The sequence below is a fragment of the Floricoccus penangensis genome, assembly GCF_001832885.1.
Classification (GTDB): Bacteria; Bacillota; Bacilli; order Lactobacillales; family Streptococcaceae; genus Floricoccus; species Floricoccus penangensis.
Genome location: NZ_MKIQ01000001.1, coordinates 16,457 through 42,416, shown reverse-complemented (window position 1 = coordinate 42,416; position 25,960 = coordinate 16,457). Strand labels below are relative to the sequence as shown.

Below are 25,960 nucleotides of genomic sequence, written 5' to 3'. Positions count from 1 at the left end.
TTAATATACCAAAAATACGAACTATAGAGTTAAATTTAAGATCAATTTATTATAAAAGGCTTTTCATAGCTAATGTTATATCTTATAATTAGAGTATTGTTATAATATTTTTTTAAAGGAGTAGGAATGAAAGAGAAAAAACGTATAGGTAAGTACCTAAAAAGCATAGGCATAGTAGTAATTGGCTCAGCAACTTTGTTATTTTCTAATACAATCTTAGCTGAAGAATTCTCATTTACTATTTTACATACAAATGATATGCATGGTCGTATGCAATTTGATGAAAAGAATAAATCAATCGGCTTAGCTCGATTGAAAAGCTTAAAAGATCAAATTAATCCAACATTAATGCTAGATGCTGGTGACTCAGTTCAAGGCCTTCCAATTTCTAATAATAGCAAAGGAATTGAAATGGCTAAAGGTATGACTATGATCCCTTATGATGCTACTACTGCAGGAAATCATGAATTTGATTTTGGATATGACCAGGCAATGAAATTAAAAGAATATACACCACTTGTATCAGCAAATGTATATAAAAATGGTCAACAATCCTTTGATCCCTATAAAATTATAGAGAAAGATGGCAAAAAATTCGCTATCATTGGACTTACAACTCCAGAAACTACAACTAAAACCCATCCAAATAATATCGTTGGAGTAACCTTTGAAGATCCAATACCTACTGCTGAAAAATATATGAAAGAACTTAAGGGAAAAGCAGATGTATTTATTTTTCTTAGTCATCTAGGAATAGATGCAACAACACCAACAGAATGGCAAAGTAGAACTCTTGCCAAAGAATTGAGTAAAAACCATCCAACAGACAAAATTGTAATAATCGATGGTCACTCGCATACAGAATTACCAAATGGCGAAAAATATGGAAATGTTCTTTTAGCTCAGACAGGTAACTACTTAAATAATGTAGGAGAAATTGAAGCTAAATATTCTGACACCGATAGTTCAATAAATGCAAAATTAATACCATTTTCAGAGGCAAAAGAATTACCTGCTAATACAAACGTTGACAACTTTGTAAACCAAGTTGCTAGTGATTTCAATAACGATATGTCTGAAGTAGTTTTAGAAGGAAATACTGTAAACCTTGAAGGAAAAGGTGCTATGGTCAGAACTCGTGAAACTAATCTTGGGAATCTAATCGGTGATGCTCTTTATCAATATGGACAAACTGGCTTTACACATGAAAGTGATCTTGCAATAATAAATGGTGGTGGGATACGTCAATCAATTAAAGAAGGAACTATAACAAAAGGAGACATTTTATCAGTCCTACCTTTCGGAAATACTATTTCACAAATTGAAGTAAATGGTCAACAACTATATGACATGTTTGAACATTCTCTAAGATCAATTGCTTTAAAAGATGAAAATGGAAATATCGTTCTAGATGAAAAAGGGCAACCTGCTCTTGATAGAAATGGTGGATTTTTGCAAGTATCATCTTCTGTAAAAGTGTATTTTGATTCAAATTTACAAGGTGAAGTTCCTGAAGAAAAAACACCTGGTCAACGCGTCCTCAAAGTACAACTTCTTAATAGACAATCAAAACAGTTCGAAGATGTTAATTTAGAAAAAACATATTACTTAACAACAAATGATTTCTTAGCAGCAGGTGGAGATGGTTATACCATGCTTGGTGGTGCTCGTGAAGAAGGCCCTTCAATGGATGAAGTTTTCACTAACTATTTAAAATATGAAGGAAAAATATCAGAAGATAGGAAAGAACCCTTCCCTTATGAAAGAATCATTCCTATTAAAAAAGAAGTCTTAGATTATAGAGAAAATGCAGTAAAAACAATTAATGAACTTTCTTCTCTGACTGATGATACTAAAACAAAATATATTAATAACATACAATCTTCCAACTCAGTTGAAGATATCAATAAGATAATAGCTGAAGCTAAACTTGAAAATAAAAAATTAGAATCAATAAAAGAAATTAATAATTTAAAAATTATCAATGAAACAGATAAAGCTAAATATATTGAGGAGATTAAACAAGCAAACTCTGATGATTCTATTAGTGCTATTTTAAAGAATGCTAGTCAAGATGATAAAATAAAATCACTTGAGCAAGAATTAGCAGAACTAAAAGAAAAAACAAGCAAAGAAATAAATGACCTTAAGAATTTAAATAAAAAACAAAAAGATGAATTCACTCTTGCAATTAAAAACTCTATATCTAAAGATGAAATTGACAATATAGTAAACGATGCTGTAAAGAAAAATAAAGCACAGGATCCACAGAGTCAAACACAAACAAGTGAGTCTAGCAACACAATTAACAGTAGTTCAAATGAAGATAACAATTCTAATGTTCCAAAAAGAAATTCAGGTAAACATTTACCAAAAACGGGAGATGTAAACAATTATGTAATCATAGCAACAGGTCTTATACTTGTAACTTCATCACTTATAATTATTTCAAAGAAAAAACAATAATATTTATATAAAAAAGAAGGATTACACCTTCTTTTTTTATATAATATTTACTATGGTGAAACACTTTAACGTTTAAATTTGGCATATGTAAAAGAACTTATATAGACAGTTGGTTACATTTTGAGATAATAAATCTATCAAGGAAGAAGGGTATTAAACAAGTGGAATTAGGAACTATCTTAAAAGATAAACGCTTAGAGAAAGCTTATACTCAAGAATATGGTACTCCTCTTTAAAATACTAGCAGCACCAAAAGTTGATATCGTTAGTTTTGTCATATGCTTAGCAATTATGATTGCAAATTTATTTATTATACTTTATTTTGCCAAAGAGGAGAATAAAATTAAAGGCTTACCTTTTAAAACAAAATCATTTTTTATTATGGTAATAATTGGAGACCTAGTTGGCTTAATTATTGGTGCAATAGCAGGTCATATATTTAAATAATTTAGCATATTTTTCGAAATAAATATTTTTATGGAACAATGAATAGGTGATAAGGAATATAGAGAATGGAATTAGGCAAAATTTTGAAAGATAAACGGTTGGAAAAAGCTTATACACAAGAATATGTAGCTGATAAACTTTTTGTAAGTAGACAAACTATATCAAACTGGGAGAACAGTAAAACAATTCCAGATATTGAAAGCTTGATTGATCTTGCTCAATTTTATAATCTTTCACTAGATGATGTATTATTAAAGGGATCTGATGTTGTCGAAAATATTAAAAAAAATGAAAGAAGACTTGAACTTAAGAAATGGTATATTCCAATTTCAATAACAAGTATATTATCACTAATACTCTTGTTTAGAATAGTCATAAATTATAATATTAACCTTAAAAATGCACTTTTGTATGAGTTGGCTATATTACTAAATATAATACTATCAAGTCTATTCTTTATGAAAGAAATTTACGAATCTGATAATAAAAAGTTAAATACAAAAAAATTATTCATTCTAATGATATTAGGAATGCTTCTAGGGGCAGTTTTGGGAGGCCTAGTTGGTCAAATTATTGAGTATTTTACATCAAATTAAAAAGTTGAGATTTCTCTCAACTTTTTTTTATAATCCCAATTCTTCCCACAAATCATTTGAGAAAGCTTTTAATTTCTTGGCAGATAGAAGGAAAACTCCTGCAGAAACTCCACTTATAATTACTAACTTAATTAATTGCATAAAACGGTGTTCCACGTGGAACATATTTGATCCAATCATTAAAGTTGTAGCCATTAAAATTAGGGAAATAATAAATCTTAAATTGAATATTTGAGTTGGGAATTTTTTACTAATGAGGATATAAGCTATCAGAATAAATGATATGCTTATGACACTAGATAGACTAGCACCATTTAATCCCATTTCCCTTGTTAAAAGGGGGCTAAGGAAAATTTTAAGGACCAAACCTATGATAAGAATAATTCCCGATTCCCTATTTCGTCCTTCAAGAAATAATGAGTGATGGTAAAATTGAACAATTCCTATTAATGCAACCTGACTAACAAAGATAATTAAAGCTGTACTTTGACTATTACTCTTAAATAAAACTTGATTCATTTGTGGGAGTAAAATCATCAAACCAACTGTTAAGGTGAGTGAAAGGTATACGGTTAAATCAAAAATATTTTTTATTTTTTTCTCACTTTTATCAAGTGTAAGTCTTGGCAATGCATTTGTAAATATTGAGGTTACAAAAACTAGACCTAATTGTAAAAATGGTTGGCCTCGATCATATATTCCTTTCAGAATCTCTGCTTGGTCACTTGAAATACCACTAGCTACTAATGCATCTTTTACAGTGAAGACATCTATAAGCTGCATAATAAGCATATAAATCATGAAGAAGACAAACACTAGAGAAGATAATCCAAATCTTTTTATGATTGTAAATTTCGCCTTTACATTAGTAAAATCTTTAAAAAGATTTTTAAATTTAATATCAGATTTTGATATTAAATATATCAAAGTTACAAGACCAGCTAGAAAACTACCTAGCATTGCTAGTGATGATACTCTGTAAACATCTTCATCAATAACTAAAAATGTTAAAGCTGCAAGAATAATCATTGTAACTCTGATTGTTTGCTCAAGAACCTGTGATATTGCTGTTGTGGTCATGTCCAACTGACTCTGCTTTACACCTCTGTAAAGAGAGAGGAAAGGGACTAACAATAAGGGAGTTATTGAACATATCAGGGAAGTTGCTAGTTTTTCCGTTCCCATGGCTCTTGCAAGAGGTATTGATAAAACCGTTAAAATAATGAAACTTACTAAAGATATTATCAAAGTGACTTGGAAGAATTGACTTTCATCTTCTTCACTTGTATCAGATGTATTTAATAGGCTGGAAAGAAAATTAGGCAAAGCTGTCAAACTTAATGTTGTGATTATGGCATAAAATGGATAAACCTGCTGATATGCATAAAATCCTAAATCACCTACAATATTTTGATAAGGAAAGCGGTAAAGGGCTGATAATATTTTTCCAATCAAACTAGAAATTATTAAAATATTAATTCCCTTCAAGCGCCTAATCATTTCCATCCTCTGATGTCTCTTCTAATTCATTTTCTTCTTGGGAGACTTTCTTAAGCGAATCTTTTTCATCTCTGATTTCACTAAGTCTTTCTGTAAAGCTAATAAGTTCAGACAGGTAATTAGCATCACTTCTATTTTTTATATCGAAGCGAAGAACCATAACTCCTGATTCCTCACCTAATTTAACAGGAAGATTAGTTTTTGATAAGGCATCAAAATAATCTTGAGGAAGGTAAACATTTTTTGCTGCCATAGACATGGTGTAAACAATTATATCTTTTTGTTTAAGCATTCTGTCAACCAAGGCGTTATCAGCATAGTACTTGAGTAATCCAATTTCTAACAAGAAGGCGACTGCATCTGGATATTCTCCAAAACGGTCAATAAGCTCATCTTGAAGGTTTTCATAGTATTTTCTGCTATCAATTTCACGTATGCGTTTGTAAATCTCAATTTTTTGTCTTTCATCAGTGATATAATCGCTTGGAATGAATGCATCAATACCAATGTTAATTTCAGCATTACTTGTTTTCTTAGTATTTCCTCTACCAAGGCGACTATTAACTGACTCTTCAAGTAGTTGTGAGTATAGGTCGAACCCGACACTTTCAATAAATCCTGATTGCTCAGCTCCTAATAGATTACCAGCTCCTCGGATAGATAGGTCCCGCATGGCAATTTTAAAGCCACTACCGAGCTCTGTGAAGCCTTTAATGGCATCCAAACGTTTCTCGCTAACTTCTGATAACTGCTTATCAGGGTCGTACATAAAATATGCATAGGCAATGCGATTACTACGACCTACACGTCCTCTTAATTGGTAGAGTTGTGAAAGTCCCATATAATCTGCAGCCTCTACAAAGAGAGTATTTGCATTAGGGATATCAACACCTGTTTCAATAATTGTTGTTGTAACCAACATATCATATTCACCATTTACAAAATCAAGTAAAGTATCTTCAAGTTGTACTTCATTCATTTGACCATGTACATATCCAATACGTGCTTCAGGAATTAATTCTGATAATTGGGCCACTTTTTGCTCAATAGTGTCAACACGATTGTAAAGGTAGAATATTTGTCCACCTCGACTTATTTCGCGTAAAGATGCATCACGAACTACACCATAGTTCGTCTCCATTACATAAGTTTGAACTGGGTAACGGTTGGTTGGAGGTGTTTCAATAACTGAAAGATCTCGTATACCAAGCATTGACATGTGTAAAGTTCTTGGTATTGGTGTCGCCGTTAGGGTCAATACATCAACCTGTGACTTAAGTTCTTTTAATCTTTCCTTATGCTTTACACCAAAGTGTTGTTCTTCGTCAATAATCATTAGACCTAGGTCGAAAAACTCAACGTCCTTTGAAAGAATTCTATGTGTTCCAACTATGATATCTATTCTTCCCTTTTTAAGTTTATCAAGGATATCTTTTTGTTGTGATTTAGTTTGGAAACGTGAAAGCACTGCAATTTCAACACCAAATTCGCTAAATCGTTCAAGCATTGTTGAATAGTGTTGTTCAGCAAGTACAGTAGTAGGTACCAGAACTGCTACTTGTTTATGATCATTCACTGCTTTAAAAGCAGCACGCATAGCAACCTCAGTTTTACCAAACCCAACATCTCCAACTAAAAGACGGTCCATAGGACGTTCTTTTTCCATGTCTTTCTTGATTTCAGCAATACTTCTCAATTGATCTTCAGTCTCTGCATAAGCAAAGTTATTATCAAACTCTAATTGGTTATCGTCATCTTTTGAAAATGCATATCCTTTTTGACTTTGACGAAGAGCATAAAGTTTGATTAAATCCTCAGAGATATCTTCAACCTGCTTATTGACAGTACGCATTGTACGTTTCCATCGACCATCATTAAGTTTGTTGATTTTTGGAGCTTTACCTTCACTAGCTGTGTATTTTGTCAGCATGTCCAATTGATCAACAGGAACTGAAATTCTATCAGAATTTTGATATTGGATGGTCAAGTAATCTCTATGAATACCACCAACTTCAATGGTCTCAATTCCCATGTACTTACCAATACCATGATTCTTATGTACAACATAATCACCAATCTCAAGCTCGTTGTAGTCCTTTAGACGCTCAGCATTTGAAATATTATTAGATCGGCGAATTCTTTTCTTTCTTACCTTACCAAAAATTTCCTGTTCAGTTATGACAACTAGCTTGTCATCTAGGAAATTGAATCCTTTACTAATAGCTGTAGAAGAGATCAGATTGACCTCTTTAATTTTAATATCACCTTCTTTGGTTTCCGTAAATTTAATGTCAACATCTTGTAAAGATTGAAGCATTTTACCATATTTTTCAGGAGTAGCTACAATAACAACTGTATTTTCATTTTTTACAAATCGATCAATTTCAGCTTTTAAAAGTCCTAGTTGACCAAAGAAGTCTTGCATACTATGTTGATTAAAATTATATATTGCATCAAATCTTAAATTTCCCAAACCTTTTTGGAAATTAGAAAAGAAAGAAGATGGTTTATAATTTCTAACCTTTGAAAAATTATCTGCTAAATATTTTTGGCCTTCAACATAACGTCCTAGATTTTTTTCACTCAATATAAAATCAGCTAATTCAAGACTAATTTTATTATTCATTTCATTTATTTTTTGGAAATCATCTAAGAAAAATTGAACGTTTTTGGGAAAATAATCAAATAAAGTCGTTTCCTTCTTATAAAAGAATTCAGCAAATTTACGTAAATCTTGATGATAATATCTATTTGATGCTGCTGAAACCACCTCTTCAAGATATGATTTAAAGACATCATCGTCACTTTTATCAATTACCTTGTAAAGTTTCTTTACACCTTTATCAAATTCTTCATCAGACAGAATAAAGTCATTTGCAGGTTTAATAACCAAAGAATCAAGTTGTTCAACTGATCTTTGTGTCTCAACATCAAAATACCTTATACCATCTATTTCGTCCCCAAAGAACTCAATTCTTACAGGATGTTCTGCATCAAGAGAATATAAATCTAAAATATCACCACGACGCGAAAATTCCCCAGGAGTCATTACTCTCTGAGTTCTTTCATATCCAATATGGCCAAGCTGATCGGCAAGACTATCTAAATCAACTTCCTGACCAACCTTGATCTCCTGAAAAGCACCTTTAAAATTTTCTACTGAAGGTAGTAGCTCTCTAAGGCTCAAAAGAGGGGTAATAAAGAATCCTGTACGTTTAGGATCAATTAGAAATTCCAAGGCTTCCAACCTATATGTGACCCTATCTTTACTAGCAATAGCGTAGTCAGCATATACATTGTCATCAGAAAAATATTGAACTACTTTATCTTCACCAAGTAAATTTCCCAACTCGTCAAAAAGTTCACTAGCATGATACTGGGTATCTGTGATTAATATATATTTGTCAGGATCATTATCATAGGCATTGGCCATAACAAGACTCTTAATACTTCCAGATAATCCCAAAAGTAGTGTTCTTGACAAGGTTGTAAACCTTGATTCCCAAGCCTGTAAATTTCTATCCTCATTTAATAAATCAATAATGTTCATATTATTTACCATTATATTTGTTCATAGCAGCAACAAAATCATTTGTTCGAACAATGTCATCACTAGCTTGAATAGCTTTATCTAGACCTTGCTTAACTGATGGTTGATCATCAGCATCAAATTTACTCAATACATGACTTGTTACCTTCATACCATTTTTCGGTCTACCAATACCGACTTTTATACGATTAAAATTAGAATCACCAGTATGAGCAATAATACTCTTAATTCCATTATGACCACCTGCCGAACCTTTTTGTCTAAGTCTAACCTTACCAACTTCCATATCAAGATCATCATAGATAACCAATAAATTTGAATTATCCAAACCATAATATGAAAGTAATGGACCAACTGACTTACCAGATTCATTCATAAAAGTAACAGGTTTTACTAAATAAACTTTTTCACCATTAATAAAAGTAGATGCAGTATCTGCAATAAATGTTTTATCACGTGTAAAGCTAACGCCATATTCCTGTGCAAGCATATCCAAAGCCATAAAACCTATATTATGTTTAGTATCTGTATATTTATCACCTGGATTTCCCAGACCAACTATCATTTTTGTCATTTCTTACCTACCTATAAATTTCAAAAAGGTTTACACAAGTGTAAACCTATATTTGTTAGCTATTTTAGACGTTAAATCTAAATTCCATGATATCGCCATCTTGGACAATATATTCTTTACCTTCTTCACGTAAACGACCAGCTTCTCTTACAGCACGTTCGCTACCATATTGTAAAAGATCATCATAAGACATCGTAACTGCTCTGATAAAACCTTTTTCAAAGTCAGAATGGATAATACCAGCTGCTTGTGGAGCTTTAATTCCACGTTTGAAAGTCCATGCACGAACCTCTTTTTCACCAGCTGTAAAGTATGTTCCGAGACCTAGTAAATGATATGCAGCTTTTGTAAGCTTATCTACACCAGACTCTGTCAAACCAATTGCTTCAAGAAACTCTATCTTTTCTTCATCTTCATCAAGCATTGCAATTTCTTCTTCAACTCTTGCTGAAATAACAACTACATCAGCATTCTCAGTTGCTGCAAAATCACGAATTTGATTTACATATTCAATTGCGTCTGGATCAGAGACTTCATCTTCGGAAACATTTGCTACGTATAATACAGGTTTTGTAGTTAATAGGAATAGTTGCTTAACAACTTTTTGCTCATCCTCATTAAATTCGATTGTTCTTGCTGATTTTCCATCTTCAAGAACCGGTTTAATTTTTTCAAGAACAGCAAATTCAGCAATAGCATCTTTGTCTTTAGTAGTACGAGCAACTTTTTCTACTCTTGCATAACGTTTATTTACAGACTCAAGGTCAGCTAAGATTAGCTCTAAATTGATTGTATCAATATCAGCCATAGGGTCAACAAATTCTGCATCACGGTTTTGTTCACGCATTACATTTTCATCATCAAAAGCACGGACAACGTGGATGATAGCATCAACTTCACGGATATTAGCTAGGAATTTATTACCAAGACCTTCACCTTTACTTGCTCCTTTAACGATACCTGCAATATCAGTAAACTCGAAAGTAGTTGGAACTGTTTTCTTTGGTTTTACAAGTTCAGTCAATTTTTGTAAACGTTCATCTGGAACTTCAACCATTCCAACGTTTGGATCAATTGTTGCGAAAGGATAGTTTGCAGCCTCTGCACCTGCCTGAGTTATTGCATTAAAAAGTGTTGATTTACCTACGTTTGGTAAACCTACGATACCAGCTGTTAAAGCCATTGTTTTCTCCTATTTACTATACTTTATTTTAATTTACTTATCTAAAACTTTACTTAATTTCTTCTCAAAATCACGGCGGTTCATCATAACTATATGATTGCAATTAGTACATTCAATCTTTATATCTGCACCAAGTCTTATGATCTCCCAGCGATTAGCCTTCTTACCTGTCGATTTTACCGTACAAGCATGAGGTTTTTTCATTTCAACAAAATCACCTAAATCATACATTTACAAAGCCTCCTCAAATTTTTAGCACTAATAATTCTACTATATAATGGTTAAAAAAGCAATTTTTCAGACATTTGGCTAAGGTAATTTACGGACAATAATACCCTTTGTTCCACCCAATAGAATTAAATACTTTTCAATTTGATCAATGCCGTAACTCATAGTTAAGGCATCAGCATAAAGATTCATTTGAACTTCATACCTTTGTTCAATATCTAAAACTTGTGAATCACGTGTAAACCTATCAGTCTTATAATCGAAAAGAATTATCTTATCATCAAATTTTAAAAAACCATCTACGATACCACGTATCAAATATTGTTCTTCCGAATCACTGTCTGTTTTAAGCATTGAGAATGGTGCCTCACGAGTTAACTTATCTTGATTAGCAATCATTAATTTTCCAAGTTCAGTATCAAAGAAATTTGATATTTTTTTCAAATTTATTTTTTCTTTTACAGAATTTCTAGCAGATACCTTCTGTAAAGCTATTGTCAAACCTTCCATGCTAGTGTCATTAAGGTTAACCTGCTGCATTAATTCATGGGTTGCGCTACCTAATTCAGCTGCTGACACAGAATCCGAACGAGATAATTCAAATTTACCATTTGATTTAGAATTATCTTGTGCAATCCCATCAATATCAATTATTTTTTCATAGCGCTTTTTAATTTGACTTGGTGTTTGAATTGTTGGAAGTTCAATTGCATTTGCATATTTAGAATTGACTTCGTCAGTTGAATCTAATATTCTTCTAGCTTCCCTAACTTTATCAGCAACAAGAGTCTCGTTATCAAATATTGTTATTTCTTCTTTAAACTCTTCAAATACTTTATTTTCTTCTTGATTGGGAATAGTAGACTGCTCCTCTATAATTGACATTTCATTATCAAATAATTTAAATGCTAACTTCAATTTATTTGAAATAAATTCTTTGCTTTCAAGTGCGTCAGTAAAGTTTTCTTCCTCTTTTGCACTTAATAAACTAAGCAACCAATCTTGATATGACTTGGCATTTTTCCTTGACTTCACATCTAACATACCAGCTTCAAGTACAGAATTGTCATACTTTGCAAATGGAGTCTTACCTTTTACACTACCTACCATATATAGTTTCTTTACAGCTCTGGTAAAGGCAACGTAAAGAACTCTCATTTCCTCTGATAATGAAGCCTTGAGTTTATCATTACGATTTACAATATATGTAACAGTTTCCAAACTGACTAATGCATACGGGAAGTCTGTTTCAACCTTATCTTTCATATCAACAATCATCTGAGTACCAGCACCGTTTTCACGAGATAAGATTAATTTAGATGTTAGATCACGTTGTTGAAATTTTACTTGTAAATTTAAAAGAAAAACATAATCAAACTCTAGTCCTTTACTTTTATGGATGGTCATAACTCTTACAGCATTTTCAGGAAGTTCAACATTTACACTTGCAAGATCATTATTTTGTTCTAAAAAGTTATCGATCATCTTAACAAAACGGTAAAGACCCTTGTAACCATTGTTTTCAAAATCATTTGCTCTTATTGACAAAGCTTGTAAATTTGCCTGTCTCAATGCACCATTATTCATGGCACCCACATACTCATAATAATATGTATCTTGATAAATTTTCCAAATTAAATTATGTAAACTAACCTTATTTGCCATCTCTATCCAGTTCGAAAACTTATCATTAAAGTCCTCTAACTTTTGACGCAAAGATGAACTAACGAGTTCAGATTTTTGCCCCAAACCATTTAAAGCAAGTTGATATTTTCTGTAAAAAGGTAATTTTTTATCCTGTAAAGAGATACGCATCAAATCATCTTCGTTAAAATTAAACATAGGTGAATTAATAAGTGCCACGAAAGAGACATCTTGTAAAGGATTGTCAATTGCTCGTAAAGTTTCAAGCATGATTTTAACTTCCATAGATTCAAGATAATTATTTCTTCCCTCATCTAAAACGACAGGTATACCAAGACTAGTTAGCGTATCCTCAATCTCATTATTATGGGATTTACTTCTCACCAAAATTACAATATCATCATACTTTACACCTGATTTTACAAGTTCTTTTATTTTTTCTGCAGTAACAAGAAGCTCATTTTGACTAACAAATTCATTTTCATCAGTATTATAACTTCCAGCCTCCTTATCATAAAAAAGTAAAAGTTCTGGGTAGCTGTCAACTTCCTCATCCTTAGGAAATTCATTTGAACCAAATACTAATTTTTCCTCTGATCCGTATTCCATTTCTCCCAAGTTTTTATCCATTATACTCTCGAAGAAATTATTGGTGAAATTAAGAACCTCTGTCCTACTTCTAAAATTTTCCTTAAGTCTTATTAACTCACCATCAGCATCATTACTCTGATATGCAATATACTTTGATAAAAATAACTGTGGATCAGCCTGTCTGAAACTGTAAATTGACTGCTTGATATCACCAACCATAAATAGATTATGACCGTTAGAAATTAATTGATATAGTGCTTCTTGTACCCTATTAGCATCTTGATATTCGTCAATCATTACTTCATTATACTTGTCAACAAAGTGTAAACGTATTTCTTCATTTTCTTTCAAAATCCTTAACGCCAAATGATTAATATCCGCATATTCTAAAGTATTTTCTTGTAACTTTCTCTCTAAATATATTTTATAAAAATATATTGATACCTTCTGTAAATCCTGCATTAACTGATATGACATATCAGAATATTCTTCTATCAAATTCGCGTATTTAAAGGAATTAGTAAACTTACGAATTGATCCAGGACTTGAAGGACTTCCTACCAATGCTGATTTGACTTTTTTAAATTCATTTTGTAATTCAACTAAGACTTCGTCTTTTGATTTACCAAAACGAAAATCTAATTTCATAGCTGAAAATTCTTCAGCAAATTTCGCAATCTGTCTTTCTTCTAATAATTTCAAAAGTAAAGGTGCTTGTGCTAAAAAATTCTCGGAATTTTCCTTAGCAGCTTTTCCAGAAAAAAGCCCATTCTCTGATGAAGTTTCCATTAAATGTATAAACATATACAAGTCTGACTTTACATCATCAATTAAATCAGATGGTAAATCCTCACTACTTTTATATAGTTTACTAGCAGTTAAAAAATCGTTTTTTAACCACTCTAATGGATTTTCAGTACTCTCAGCAAATGAATGGATTTGATAAATTACTTCTCTGAATCCATTTGTATTTCTATCATTTGAGTAATTTTTTGACAATGCTGTAAAGTTATCAACTGATACTTTTAATGAATCTTCTATTTTCTCATCCGCTGCTAAATAAGACTCAAACATCTCATTAAAAACTTCTTCTTTTAGTAAGTCTTGTTCTGCCTTATCAACCATTAATCTAAAGTTAGGATCAAGATCAATCGTATAGTAATATTCTTTAAGTAAGAAGTTTGTGTATGAGTCTGTTGTTCCAATATGAGCATTCTCGAGTTCTTGTAAAGCTCTTGTAAATTTCTGACGTTCTACTATATCACTTGTATTACGTCGTTCGGCCTTCAATTTTTTATCAAGTCTTGTCTTCAATTCTTCTGCAGCTTTTACAGTAAAAGTTGAAATAAATAAATCCTTAATGCTTACGCCTTGACGTATTTTATTGATTATTCTTTCAATCATTACGAATGTTTTACCACTACCTGCACTAGCTGATACCAATATATTTTGTCCGGAATCATAGATTGCTTGTTTCTGCTCTTTAGTAAGCTTAATCTCTGTCATCGGCTATCTCCTCAAAAATCGCGTCTTTTGGTTGTTTAATAATTTTTCTACCATATTTCATGTGGATATCTGGCTCAAATTTACATATAGCTTTTAGATTGCAAAATCTACAACCAACCGCAACATCTTTTTCCACCACTGGATTTACTGCTAACTGTCCAGTTACTAATTTATTTGCTGCACTTTTATATAGCTTTTCATTATGTTGAATTAAACTGTCAATCTCAGAAGTTGAATATGAGTTATTTTTACTTATGTTATATAAATTAGTATCTCTTAACTCTATTGATTCCTCTGAGTTATATACTCCTTTATATAACATATTTTTTAAAAGATATACCGGCAATAAATCTAGTTCAGGTAAATCATTCAACTTTATAACTGAATTCTTTAATTGAAGGTAAGTTGCACCCCAAATAGGACTTTTATAATTATTTTTTAAAGTATCCAAGTAGGTCATAAATTGCAAACTTTGACCGTTAAATACTTTATTCAAATCAAAATCTAGATTTCCCGACTTATAATCAACTACTCCTATACTGTCAACTATCTTGTCAATTCTATCAATCTTACCACGTAATTTAAGATGATGATTTTCATCAATTTTCACTGAATAATCCGAGAGTTTTGACCCAGGAAAACCAAAAGTATCTTCAAACTCCTCTGGACTTATTAACTCATTATTAATAACCTTTTTAAGCATTGTTGCTGTTTGAAAAATTATTTCTTTCAACCTATTGTAAACGTACTTTCCAGTCTCATCTTGAAAATAATATTTGTAATTATTTTCATTGTAAATTTTATGTAAAGACTGTGTCAATTTTTCGTCGAAATCATTAGTTGTTGGATAAGATTTCATCAAATTCTCAAAAACTTCATGAAAATAATTACCAGAAGTTCTTGAATCAACAGTAATCGTTTCAAGCTCTTGTAATCGTAAACTGTTATTTATAAAATATTGATATTGGCAATTATAAAAAGTTTCAAATGATGAAACAGAAGCATAGATATTCTTTTCATACATATCTTCTAAAACATCAATGGAAAGATTAACTGGAACAATATCATCAACATTAGCTTGAATAATACTATTATAAACTTTATCATTTTTTATTATTCTAAACATACTACTCCAGAAAGCAGAATTACTGTCTTCATTTTGATTATTGCTAGTATCATCTTTCATCTGTCTTTCTAGTTTACCAATATTAGAAAGCAAGCCTCTATAATTTCCTATTTCCTCAATACTTGACTTTAAATTTACACCTTTCTTTACTTCAACATTTACACCTTTGTTAATTAAAAATGATATATAAGGAGATACTTCTTCCTGGCTAACATCATATAGCTGTGGTGATGATAGTACTAAAGATTCAGTTGCAGAATTGAATAAAGACATAGCATTGTAAATATTTTTCGAGTTGCTTGTAAAGCTTGGCTGTTCAATAAATTTACTCTTATTTGCTGTTTTTTTACTCGTGTCTTCAATACTTTTATTAATATTTTCCCTATCCTCATCCGACAAGAGGCTAGAATTTATCTTATGTTTTGGAAAGTTTGCTTGGCTTAATCCGATTGCATACACATACTTGGAGCTTCTAGGCTCTACTAATTCATAATCCCTAACATTTACAACGTCAACATTAGCCGGAATTCCTCGATAACTTGCAGTTGAAAGACCAGAGTATAGTAACTCCAAGAACTCCAGCATGGTCATTTTTTCACCTTCAAAAACTTGAAGGAATTCATCAATACTATCTAGCATTAAATCCCATACCTGTTGATGCCTATTTGCTAATGCAAAATCATTGTCATTTTCAGCCTGATTAAATAGATCTTCCATTATTTCATCAATACGTGATTCTTTTAAATATGATTTGAAATCATTTATTAATGTTTTTGCAAGTCTTTTATTATTATTGCTTAATAGTTTTTGAATCGGTGACTCATCTCCAAGTAAACTTTCTCTTAAACTATTTTTTTCTTCAATATTTTCAGCAGCAAATCTTCCATTAAACTCTTCTGAATATTTTTTTCTTCCTCTAATTTTATTTGCTACAATATAAAATTCAAAATCATAAATTTCATCTAATGAATAATCAATTGGTTTGTACATCTCAGTTTTTAAAAGATTAATTACGTCATTAGATTCATAATTATACTTCTTAATTCTAATTAAAGACTCAATTACAGTTATAAGAGGATGATTTTTCATAAGCTCTTCAAGTGAATAGAAATAAGGAATTTCATAAAGTGAAAAAATTTGTTCTAACTTTATTCTATAATTTTCTGCATCACCGACTAAAACTTGAATATCCTTGTATCTTACACCCTTACTTAACAGTTGTCTTATTTCTTTTGCAACATATTCAATTTCTTCTTTTTGGTTGATTACTTTCCAAATTCTTAGTTTATTTTCTTCATTTTTGGGTATTTCAAACTTAAATTCATCAGTCGAAGTTGGATCATTCTCGTTTTCCCATGCTATTGAAACATCTGTAAAATAATTATTTACATTTTCATTTACTATTTTGTAAACCTCTGCTGAATATTGATTTTTAAACCTATTAACCATTTCTATGGTATTTTGATAAACACTCCCTTGTATATAAGCTGATCTATATGATTTTTCACTCATATATGCACCTATCACAAGGTCTGAGCTCTTATTATCTAATACAGTAATTAAACTCTCTTCTTCAGCTGAAAATCTACTATAGCCATCTATTATAAAAATTGATTTTTGTAAAGAATTTGTAAATTTATCATTTACTATATTGTCAATAAATTCGTCAATTTTCGAATAATTTGCATATTTTTCTGAAAGTTCAAGATCAAATTGATCGATGATTAAGGCAAGTTCCTTTATCCTCTCACCACCATTTGCTTCTACCATATCAGAAGATGTCAAATTTGATTTTTCCAGTTCTGAATGAAGATTAACCAGTGAATCTAGAAAACCTGAACTAGAACCCATTGAATAATACAAAGGAAGTTCATCTTTTGTGAACTTTGAAAGCACGCGCTTGAATAACATAGCCTTCCCTACATTTGTAAGTTCAACTTTGTCCTCATTATCAGCATCTTTTACAAAATACCAAGGTAGTTGTTTAAACCTAGTAACTGTTAAATCAAATAACGAAGTATCAATTCCATTATTAAAACGCTCTAGAATTTCTTTTTCCTTGTCAAAAGAAAGTGATGAAGGGACAATATAAAATACTTTTTTCCCAGCAGAAATAGCCTCCTTCGATATTCGAAGAAGTTCCTTAGTTAAATCATTGTAAATATCTGTATATACTATCTTCATGCGCACCTCACTACGAAAAAAATAAGACTAGTTTCTTAGCCTTATTTTAACACATTATAATAAAAATTTTAGTTTGTTCTTACCGGGGTGATCAATTGGATGAAATCAACGCTCTCACTATTTGGAACAAGTGTAAAAGGTCGAACTCCTGAGATAAATCTAATTCTTACCTCTGGTTCTTGGATAACTTTTAATGCATCAATCATAAATTGAGGGTTGAAGCTTATTACAAGATCATCACCTTCGTATTTAATAGCATCAATCTCTTCATGAACGCTACCAACTTCTGGTGAGTTAACAGAAGCAATGATTTTATCATTTTCAATTGTTAATTTAACTGTACCATTTTGAGTAGCGCTACTTAAAAGACGAGCACGATCCATTGTATGGCGAAGTGATGCAGTATCAAAAGTTAAATCTAATGTATAGTCGCTATCATTTGGGATAAGACGATTAGTTTCTGGATAATTTCCTTCTACTAGACGAGTATAGAAGCTCGTTGTATCGTTTCTAAATAATACTTGACTATCAGACAAGAAAACTTCAATTTCATCAGTATCATCAGAAAATACGCTCTTAAATCCATTAACTGATTTATTAGGAATTACTACATCAAAATTTTCACTTAATTTTTCAAGAGTAACGACTCTTTGGCTCAAACGGTGAGAATCAGTTGCTACTGCTTTAAGTTTTTGATTTTCAAGTAATAATAGATGGACACCAGTTAAGATTGGACGACTTTCCTGAGTACTTGCTGCAAATGAAGTTTCTGAAAAGATACTTTTCAAAAGGCCAACATTAATTTTTAATGGATTTTCAGTAGAAATTTCTTGGATTCGTGGATAATTCTCAGAATCTAATCCTTTAAGTGTAATTTCAGACTTTCCTGAAGTTATCAAAACTTGATTTTGCTCGATTTCTTTAAAATCAAAAGTTACTTCTGGCAAATTAGATACAATGCTATCAAAGAAAGCTGCTTCTAATAAAATTGCTCCACTTCCATTAACAACCATACCAGCATTTTCATCTGCTACTGGTAAAAAGTGTTCAATAGAAATTTGACCATTTGAACCTGTTAATGTTAAACCTTCATTATCAACTGAAATTTTTACTTTAGATAATGCTGGAATAACAACCTTAGAACTGATTGCTAATTTTACAATTTTTAATGAATTTAGAAATGCAGTTCTATTTATAGAAAAATTTATCATATTTTCAAACTCCTTATATATATATTAATATTATAAATAAAATAGTAATAGTAATAAGTCCTGTGGATAAGTGGGATAAGTAATAAAAACCTATAAACTAAAAGGGCTTATCCCTGTGGATTACTTGTTGATAATTTTGGAATAACTTTAGGACTTATCCCCAAGTTATTTTAAATTACTTTTAATGCTATCAATATCTTTTTGAAGTTCAGCATCAATTTTCATCATGTCTTTTATCTTATCATAGGCATACATTACTGTAGTATGATCCTTACCACCAAAATCAGCACCTATCTTTGGAAGACTGCTATCAGTTAGTTCTCTTGTTAGGTACATTGCTACTTGTCTTGGAAAGGCGATTTGCTTTAATCTTTTCTTACCTACTATCTCATCACGAGTAATGCGATAGTGTTTAGCAACTGCAGACTGAATATCTTTTGTAGTTATTACTTTTGTAGCTATTGCGCTTTTGGCTTTCAATCCTTCGAGAGCTTTTTCTGCCATCTCAATATTTGCTGAGGATACGCCACTAGTTTTAGTAACAAATTCTACCCTATTGAATGCTCCTTCGAGCTCACGAATATTAGAGTCAATCTGACCAGCAATATATCCTAGCGTTTTATCATCAAAATGAATTTCAGATTTTTCAGCAAGATTAAGTAGTATTGCCATTCGTGTTTCATAATCGGGAGGTGTAATGTCCGTAGTTAGTCCCCATGAGAAACGAGAAACTAAACGCTCTTCTAGATTGTTAAGTTCTTGTGGCAATCTATCACTTGTAAGAACAATTTGACTCTCTTTATCATACAATGCATTGAAGGTTGAGAAAAACTCATTTAAGGTTCCTTCTTTACCACTGAAAAATTGAATATCGTCAAGTAGTAATAAGTCTAAACTACGGTAAGTTTTGGTAAACTCATCCATTTTATTTTTACGTGTAGCGTTAACATAGTCGTTAACGAATGTTTCACTTGATACATATTTAACTTTTGCACGTGGATTATCTTCTAATATTTCATTACCGATAGCATGCATTAGATGAGTTTTACCAAGTCCTGCCCCACCATATATAAATAAGGGATTATAAAGTTTACCAGGTGAATCACTTGCAGCAATAGCAGCTGCTAGAGTCCACTTATTTCCTTCTCCTTGAACGAAATTTTCAAAAGTGTAGTCAGACTTAATGCCAGTATCTTCCTTTTGAGTGACTGTTGGTTTGAGCTGTTCTTGGCCATCTTCTGAAATTGAACTACCACTTAGTTCAGCTATTTGTTCATCTGATGTCTTTTCAGCTGCAAATATACTATAAGAAATCTTATCACCGTATACTTCAAAACCTGCAGTGGTAACTAAATCTTCTTGACTGCGCCAAAAAGGTTCGTGGAAGGTTGTCGGTACTAACACTTTAGCATCATTATCTTGAATTGAAAGCAAATTGGCAGACTCAATAAAATAATCATAGGCAGCGGGCTTGATATTTTCTTTAGCCAGTTCCTTTATTCTATTCCAAAACTGTTGTTCGAGATTATCTAGAGTCATGGTGCTCCTTTCATAAAAAATCAGTATAGCTATGATAACACTTTTTATAAAAGTTATCCACATATTTTAGAAAGAAAAACTATTTATTTTAAAATATATCCACAGGAAAAATAAATTGTGAATAAGAAATTAACAGTATTTTAGGATGAAAATTAATAGTTGTGTATAAAGTGGATAACTATCCAAAATAACTAATCAATTAACAGTAAAATGTGTATAAAAATTTCAGTAAATTAAAGGGTTCCAAGAGTTTTTAACAACTTGTGGATAAAAAAGTCTAACAGCCTGTGAATTTAGCTTTTTTTGTGTAAATAATTGTATATTAAAATAAAAGTATCCACAGGCTGAATTTAGCCTGTGGATACTTTTGTTGATTATAATATTCAAAGTAAATCGTCTATAATTCGATTCAATTCTTCTAAATTTGAAAAAGGAATTTCGATTTTTCCTTTGGAATTACCACTATTTTTTATCGATACATTGATACCAAATTTTCGAGATAATATTTCTTCAATTTCCTTAGAAAAAATATTTTTATTCTTCGATTTTTTTTCTTGGTTATTTTTTTCTTTGATGGATGAAACAATATTTTCTAATTGTCGGACTGAAATTTTATCTGTGATTATTTGTTTAGCAATTTTTTCTTGGTCATTTTTATTGTCAAGTGAGAGAAGTACACGCGCGTGACCAGGACTTATTAAGTTTTCATCTAATAGTCTAAGGATACTCATAGGAAGATTTAGTATACGAATCATGTTTGAAACATATGGTCTTGATTTTCCTAGGGTTTGTGCAATTTCTTGATGAGTCATATCTGTTTTATCAACTAAATTTTTATAAGCTTTTGCTTCCTCAATTGCTGTCATATCATCTCTTTGAAGGTTTTCAAGAATGGACAGAGTCATCATTTTTTGATCACTAATCTCTCTTACTATTGCGGGAATTTCATCTAATCCTGCAATAATTGATGCTCTAAATCGTCTCTCTCCTGCAAGTATTTGATAACCAAATACTCCTGATTTGCGAACAATTATTGGCTGTAAGATACCATTTTCTCTGATTGATTTTGCTAATTCTTCCAATTTTTCTTCGTTAAAATTCAATCTAGGTTGATATGGATTGGCCGTAATGTCAGATATTTTTATTTTTTTAATTTCTTCATTGATTTCATCATTTTTCATATCTTAATTTTAAGTTAATGATTTTATAAAGGCAAGTTTCACGTGAAACAAATTAAAATTTTTTATAATAAAAAAAGCAGCCCTTTAGGACCGCTCGATAAATATTTTTTAGTTTCGACCACTGTTACTATTATCTTGCTTTTGGTCATTACTATTTTGAGATTGTTTCAAATTCTTATTTGATTCAGTAAGTTTTACATCTGTTGTTTCCTTCTTACCATTTCTATAATAAGTAACTTTTACTGTATCTCCGATATTCAATTTATAGAGAGCAGATTGTAACTCAATATAAGTTGGGGTATCTACATCACCTAATTTAGTGATTACATCATATTTCTTCAAACCAGCTTTTTCAGCGGGCATGTTAGATTGAACATTTGTTACCACAACACCACTTGTAACATCTTCTGGAAGTTTAAGAGATTTATCAATAGACTCTTTAGGGATATCAGCTAGATTTTTCATCTCAATACCCAAAGCAGGACGAGACACTTGTCCATCTTTTTCTAATTTATCAATAATACTTTGGACATCATTTGAAGGAATAGCAAATCCCATACCTTCAACTGAAATTCCATTTACGCTAGATGAGGTTGATGCGATTTTACTTGAATTAATCCCAATTACTTGTCCTTTAATATTAATTAAAGCACCTCCTGAGTTACCTGGATTGATAGCAGCATCAGTTTGAATTGCATTAATACTTACAGTTTCACGATTATCATTTTGTGAAGTTACTTGTCTATTTAGACTTGAAATTATACCTTGAGTTGCTGAGTTTGCATACTGGCTTCCAAGAGGTGATCCAATAGCAATTGCGGGTTCACCAACCTTAAGAGTACTAGAATCACCAAATTCAGCAGTATTTTTAACCTTACTACCATCTATTTTGATAACAGCTAAATCACTAAATGCATCTTTACCTACAAGTTCACCCTTAACTTTCTCACCTGTAGAAAGCATTACTTCTAAACTGCTAGCACCTTCAACTACGTGATTATTAGTAACCACATAGGCAGTTTTTCCATCTTTCTTATATATTACACCACTACCTTCACCAGCTTCTTCTTCTTTTGCATCATCATTGCCATTTTGATCAAAATTACCATTTAAAAAATCTTCAAGTGAAGTTCCTGATTGTTTCTTTTGATAATTGATAACAGATACGACTGCATCAGAAACCTTATCAATTGCTTTTGTTGTATCACTTTCAACAACATATGATACTTTGGTAGTTGATTTTCCATTATTTGTTGTTGTAGTAGTAGTTGTGCTGGGTGTATTTGCAAAATTATTTTGATAAACAGCGTTTCCACCTAGTGCAAGAGCACCACCTGCCACACCAGCTAAGACAGTACCAATGAAATTATTTTTTGCCATATTATCTCCTTGTTATTTTTTTATTAATTTTATTTCCACAAACTTAATAATACCTTAAAAGCCTTATAAATAAAAATGTTAAGCAAAGTTATCCACATTTTTGTTAATAACTATACTGAATTCTGTTAGTAAGTGGAAAAGATTAAAAGTTTTCCACAGAAATGTGGATGGTTTTTAGAAATTGTTGATAAATAAAGCTTTCAAAAGTATTTTCAATGGGGAAAACTATGATAAAATAAATTTATGAAATTAAAATTAGTAGTAGTTGGAAAACTAAAAGAAAAATATCTTAAGCAAGGTATAGATGAGTACAAAAAAAGAATGACCACCATGCTCCCACTTGAGGTAATTGAATTATCAGATGAAAAGATCCCAGATAAAGCAAGTGATAAGGAAAAAGAACTTGTTAAAAATAAAGAGGGACAAAAAATTCTTGAAAAAATTTCACCCCAAGATAAACTTATCGTTTTAGCAATTAAAGGGAAGTTGATGACCAGCGAAGAATTAGCTGAGAAAATGAAAGATTTTGAAGTCTATGGTGCACAAAATGTTGTCTTTGTGATTGGAGGATCACTAGGATTATCAGACGATGTGTATAAAAGAGCTGATTTACAAATTTCTTTTGGTAGATTCACGCTACCTCATCAATTAATGAGATTAGTACTAGTTGAACAGATATATCGAGCTCAAATGATTAATCGAGGTAGTGAGTATCACAAGTGATAAAAATTTAAGGAGTTACAAATGAATAAAAAAAGTTACCATATGGCAGAACGACTGAGGACAGCATCAATGCTGACTTTCATCGGAGGTTTTATGGATGCTTACAGTTTTAAAACACAAGGTGGTCATTTCTCTGGTATGCAGACAGGAAATATGATTTATCTTATGATGGAGCTAGCTGCAGGTAGGTATTGGAGTGCACTAAGCTACCTCTTACCAATCGTATGTTTCATAATAGGAGCAATGTTTACCTACTTTATCCGAAAGAAGATTATCTATAAGAGAGGTCCATGGTACCTGACATCTGCAACTTTAATGTTTGTAGGGATTTTTATTATTGGTCTGTCTTCCATGACATCTTATAATCAATTGACAGTTGCACTATTAGCATTCTTTGCGGCTATCCAGGCAGAAACCTTCAAACATGTTCGTGGTACACCATATGCAAATATTATGATGACGGGAAATTTAAAAAGCTTCTCAGTTTTTCTTGCTCAAGGTATAAGCGAAAGAGATCCTATATATCTTAGAAAAGCAAGAAATACTTTTTTAGTGGTACTGGCTTTTGCATTTGGAGCATATCTATCTGCTAAATTAAGTAATTATATGGGAAATAATACAATCTTTCTTTTAATGATTCCATTTGGAGTACTAATGTGGATTCTATATAGGGAAGAAAAGAAATAAAAGAAAGATATTAAAAGAACATATCAAAAAGTTTAATTGTATTGACCTTTAGGTGTAAAATGTTATCATAGGAAAAATAAAAAAAATTCGTATAGAAAAAAGGAGAATCTAATGTCAAATTGGGACAGTAAATTTTTGAAAAAAGGCTTTACATTTGATGATGTTTTATTAATTCCAGCAAGAAGTGAAGTTTTACCAAACGAAGTAAATATGCAGGTTAAACTTGCTAGTAATTTGACATTAAATATTCCGATTTTATCAAGCGCTATGGATACAGTTACTGAATCTGCTATGGCAATTTCACTTGCTCGTCAAGGTGGACTTGGTGTTATTCATAAAAATATGTCAATTGAACAACAAGCTGAAGAAGTTCGCAAGGTTAAACGTAGTGAATCTGGAGTAATTACAGATCCATTTTTCCTAACACCAGACCATGCTGTTGAAGAAGCTGAAAATCTAATGGCTACATACCGTATTAGTGGTGTGCCAATCGTTGAAACTTTAGAAAATCGTAAACTTGTTGGTATCCTTACTAACCGTGACTTACGTTTCGTTGATGATTATTCTCAATCTATCAAAGATGTTATGACTACAGAGGAGCTAATTACAGCACCAGTTGGAACTACTTTGAAAGATGCTGAAAAACTTTTACAAAAACATAAAATCGAAAAACTTCCATTGGTTGATGAAAAAGGTCGTCTAAGTGGACTTATTACAATAAAAGATATTGAACGTGTTATTGAGTTTCCTAACTCTGCTAAAGATGAGCATGGACGTTTAATCGTTGCAGGTGCTGTAGGTGTAACTAGTGACACATTTGATCGTGCAGAAGCATTGTTTGAAGCAGGAGCTGATGCAATTGTTATTGATACTGCCCATGGACATTCAGCGGGTGTACTACGCAAGATTTCTGAAATTCGTGCACATTTCCCTGATAAGACTCTTATTGCTGGTAATATTGCTACTGCAGAAGGAGCTCGTGCTCTTTACGATGCAGGAGTTGATGTAGTTAAAGTTGGTATTGGTCCAGGTTCAATTTGTACAACTCGTGTTGTTGCAGGAGTTGGTGTTCCTCAAATTACAGCTATTTATGATGCAGCAAGTGTTGCGCGTGAATATGGTAAAACAATTATCGCTGATGGTGGTATTAAATACTCAGGAGATATCGTTAAAGCTCTTGCGGCAGGTGGAAACGCAGTAATGCTTGGTTCAATGCTAGCAGGTACAGATGAATCTCCAGGTGAATTTGAAATTTATCAAGGTCGTAAATTTAAAACATATCGTGGAATGGGAAGTCTTGGAGCCATGAAGAAGGGTTCAAGTGACCGATACTTCCAAGGTTCAGTTAATGAAGCTAACAAGCTAGTCCCAGAAGGAATTGAAGGACGTGTTGCCTATAAAGGCAGTGCAACTGATATTGTTTTCCAAATGCTTGGCGGTATTAAAGCTGGTATGGGATATGTTGGAGCAGAGGATATTCAAGCATTACATGACAATGCTCAGTTTATCGAAATGAGTGGTGCTGGTCTTAAAGAGAGTCACCCACATGATGTTCAAATAACTAAAGAAGCTCCTAACTATTCAGCTCAATAATAGAGATAAGTAAAAAGATCAAGTAAAGTATGCTTGATCTTTTTTAAATTT

17 protein-coding genes are annotated in these 25,960 nt (G+C 31.7%); 6 read left to right on the top strand and 11 right to left on the bottom strand.

All coding sequences use genetic code 11. The annotated features are described in order from the left end of the window. Positions 1-126: 126 nt before the first annotated feature. The 3 genes from BG262_RS00215 (at position 127) to BG262_RS00205 (ending at position 3,509) form a co-directional block, all read left to right on the top strand. Positions 127-2,466, top strand: a complete 2,340-nt coding sequence (locus tag BG262_RS00215; RefSeq protein WP_070786878.1) for a 5'-nucleotidase C-terminal domain-containing protein — start codon at positions 127-129, stop codon at positions 2,464-2,466. 219 nt (positions 2,467-2,685) lie between these two features. Beyond that, positions 2,686-2,913 carry a hypothetical protein gene (locus BG262_RS10660; RefSeq protein ID WP_070786877.1) on the top strand — a complete coding sequence of 76 codons (228 nt, stop codon included), beginning with the start codon at positions 2,686-2,688 and terminating at the stop codon, positions 2,911-2,913. Positions 2,914-2,978: 65 nt separating this feature from the next. After that, a complete protein-coding gene (locus BG262_RS00205; RefSeq protein WP_070786876.1) occupies positions 2,979-3,509 on the top strand; it encodes a helix-turn-helix domain-containing protein in 531 nt (176 codons plus the stop codon). 27 nt (positions 3,510-3,536) lie between these two features. Here the strand turns inward: BG262_RS00205 and BG262_RS00200 are convergent, their stop codons facing one another. From BG262_RS00200 to BG262_RS00150, 11 genes are all read right to left on the bottom strand, one after another. Then, positions 3,537-5,015 carry an oligosaccharide flippase family protein gene (locus BG262_RS00200; RefSeq protein ID WP_070786875.1) on the bottom strand — a complete coding sequence of 493 codons (1,479 nt, stop codon included), beginning with the start codon at positions 5,013-5,015 and terminating at the stop codon, positions 3,537-3,539. Next, positions 5,002-8,559 (bottom strand): transcription-repair coupling factor, encoded by a 3,558-nt coding sequence (mfd, locus tag BG262_RS00195; protein ID WP_070786946.1) that lies wholly within the window; start codon positions 8,557-8,559, stop codon positions 5,002-5,004. The genes BG262_RS00200 and mfd overlap by 14 nt, the downstream gene beginning before the upstream one ends. 1 nt (position 8,560) lies before the next feature. Further along, positions 8,561-9,133, bottom strand: coding sequence for an aminoacyl-tRNA hydrolase (pth, locus tag BG262_RS00190; protein WP_070786874.1), 573 nt, complete (start codon positions 9,131-9,133; stop codon positions 8,561-8,563). A 64-nt stretch (positions 9,134-9,197) separates the two neighbouring features. Further along, positions 9,198-10,316, bottom strand: coding sequence for a redox-regulated ATPase YchF (gene ychF / locus BG262_RS00185; RefSeq protein ID WP_070786873.1), 1,119 nt, complete (start codon positions 10,314-10,316; stop codon positions 9,198-9,200). A gap of 33 nt (positions 10,317-10,349) precedes the next feature. Next, positions 10,350-10,547, bottom strand: a complete 198-nt coding sequence (locus tag BG262_RS00180; protein ID WP_070786872.1) for a DUF951 domain-containing protein — start codon at positions 10,545-10,547, stop codon at positions 10,350-10,352. A 78-nt stretch (positions 10,548-10,625) separates the two neighbouring features. Next, a complete protein-coding gene (gene addA / locus BG262_RS00175; RefSeq protein ID WP_070786871.1) occupies positions 10,626-14,285 on the bottom strand; it encodes a helicase-exonuclease AddAB subunit AddA in 3,660 nt (1,219 codons plus the stop codon). Next, the gene (gene rexB / locus BG262_RS00170; RefSeq protein ID WP_070786870.1) at positions 14,272-17,595 is read right to left on the bottom strand and encodes an ATP-dependent nuclease subunit B; all 3,324 of its coding nucleotides are present in this window, start codon (positions 17,593-17,595) and stop codon (positions 14,272-14,274) included. The genes addA and rexB overlap by 14 nt, the downstream gene beginning before the upstream one ends. A 68-nt stretch (positions 17,596-17,663) precedes the next feature. Beyond that, entirely contained in the window at positions 17,664-18,806 is a 1,143-nt protein-coding gene (gene dnaN, locus BG262_RS00165; protein WP_070786869.1) for a DNA polymerase III subunit beta, read from the bottom strand. A 165-nt stretch (positions 18,807-18,971) separates the two neighbouring features. After that, positions 18,972-20,345, bottom strand: coding sequence for a chromosomal replication initiator protein DnaA (dnaA, locus tag BG262_RS00160; RefSeq protein WP_070786868.1), 1,374 nt, complete (start codon positions 20,343-20,345; stop codon positions 18,972-18,974). Between the two features lie 383 nt (positions 20,346-20,728). Beyond that, positions 20,729-21,526, bottom strand: a complete 798-nt coding sequence (locus tag BG262_RS00155) for a ParB/RepB/Spo0J family partition protein (RefSeq protein ID WP_099098709.1) — start codon at positions 21,524-21,526, stop codon at positions 20,729-20,731. 108 nt (positions 21,527-21,634) lie between these two features. Continuing rightward, complete coding sequence (locus tag BG262_RS00150) at positions 21,635-22,906, bottom strand: S1C family serine protease (protein WP_070786867.1); 1,272 nt, start codon at positions 22,904-22,906, stop codon at positions 21,635-21,637. Positions 22,907-23,149: 243 nt separating this feature from the next. Between BG262_RS00150 and rlmH the strand changes: the two genes are divergently transcribed. The 3 genes from rlmH (at position 23,150) to guaB (ending at position 25,909) form a co-directional block, all read left to right on the top strand. Then, complete coding sequence (rlmH, locus tag BG262_RS00145; RefSeq protein WP_070786866.1) at positions 23,150-23,629, top strand: 23S rRNA (pseudouridine(1915)-N(3))-methyltransferase RlmH; 480 nt, start codon at positions 23,150-23,152, stop codon at positions 23,627-23,629. A gap of 21 nt (positions 23,630-23,650) precedes the next feature. After that, a complete protein-coding gene (locus BG262_RS00140; protein ID WP_070786865.1) occupies positions 23,651-24,316 on the top strand; it encodes a YoaK family protein in 666 nt (221 codons plus the stop codon). A gap of 111 nt (positions 24,317-24,427) precedes the next feature. Then, positions 24,428-25,909: an IMP dehydrogenase gene (guaB, locus tag BG262_RS00135; protein WP_070786864.1), complete on the top strand. Its 1,482-nt coding sequence runs from the start codon at positions 24,428-24,430 to the stop codon at positions 25,907-25,909. Positions 25,910-25,960 lie beyond the last annotated feature (51 nt).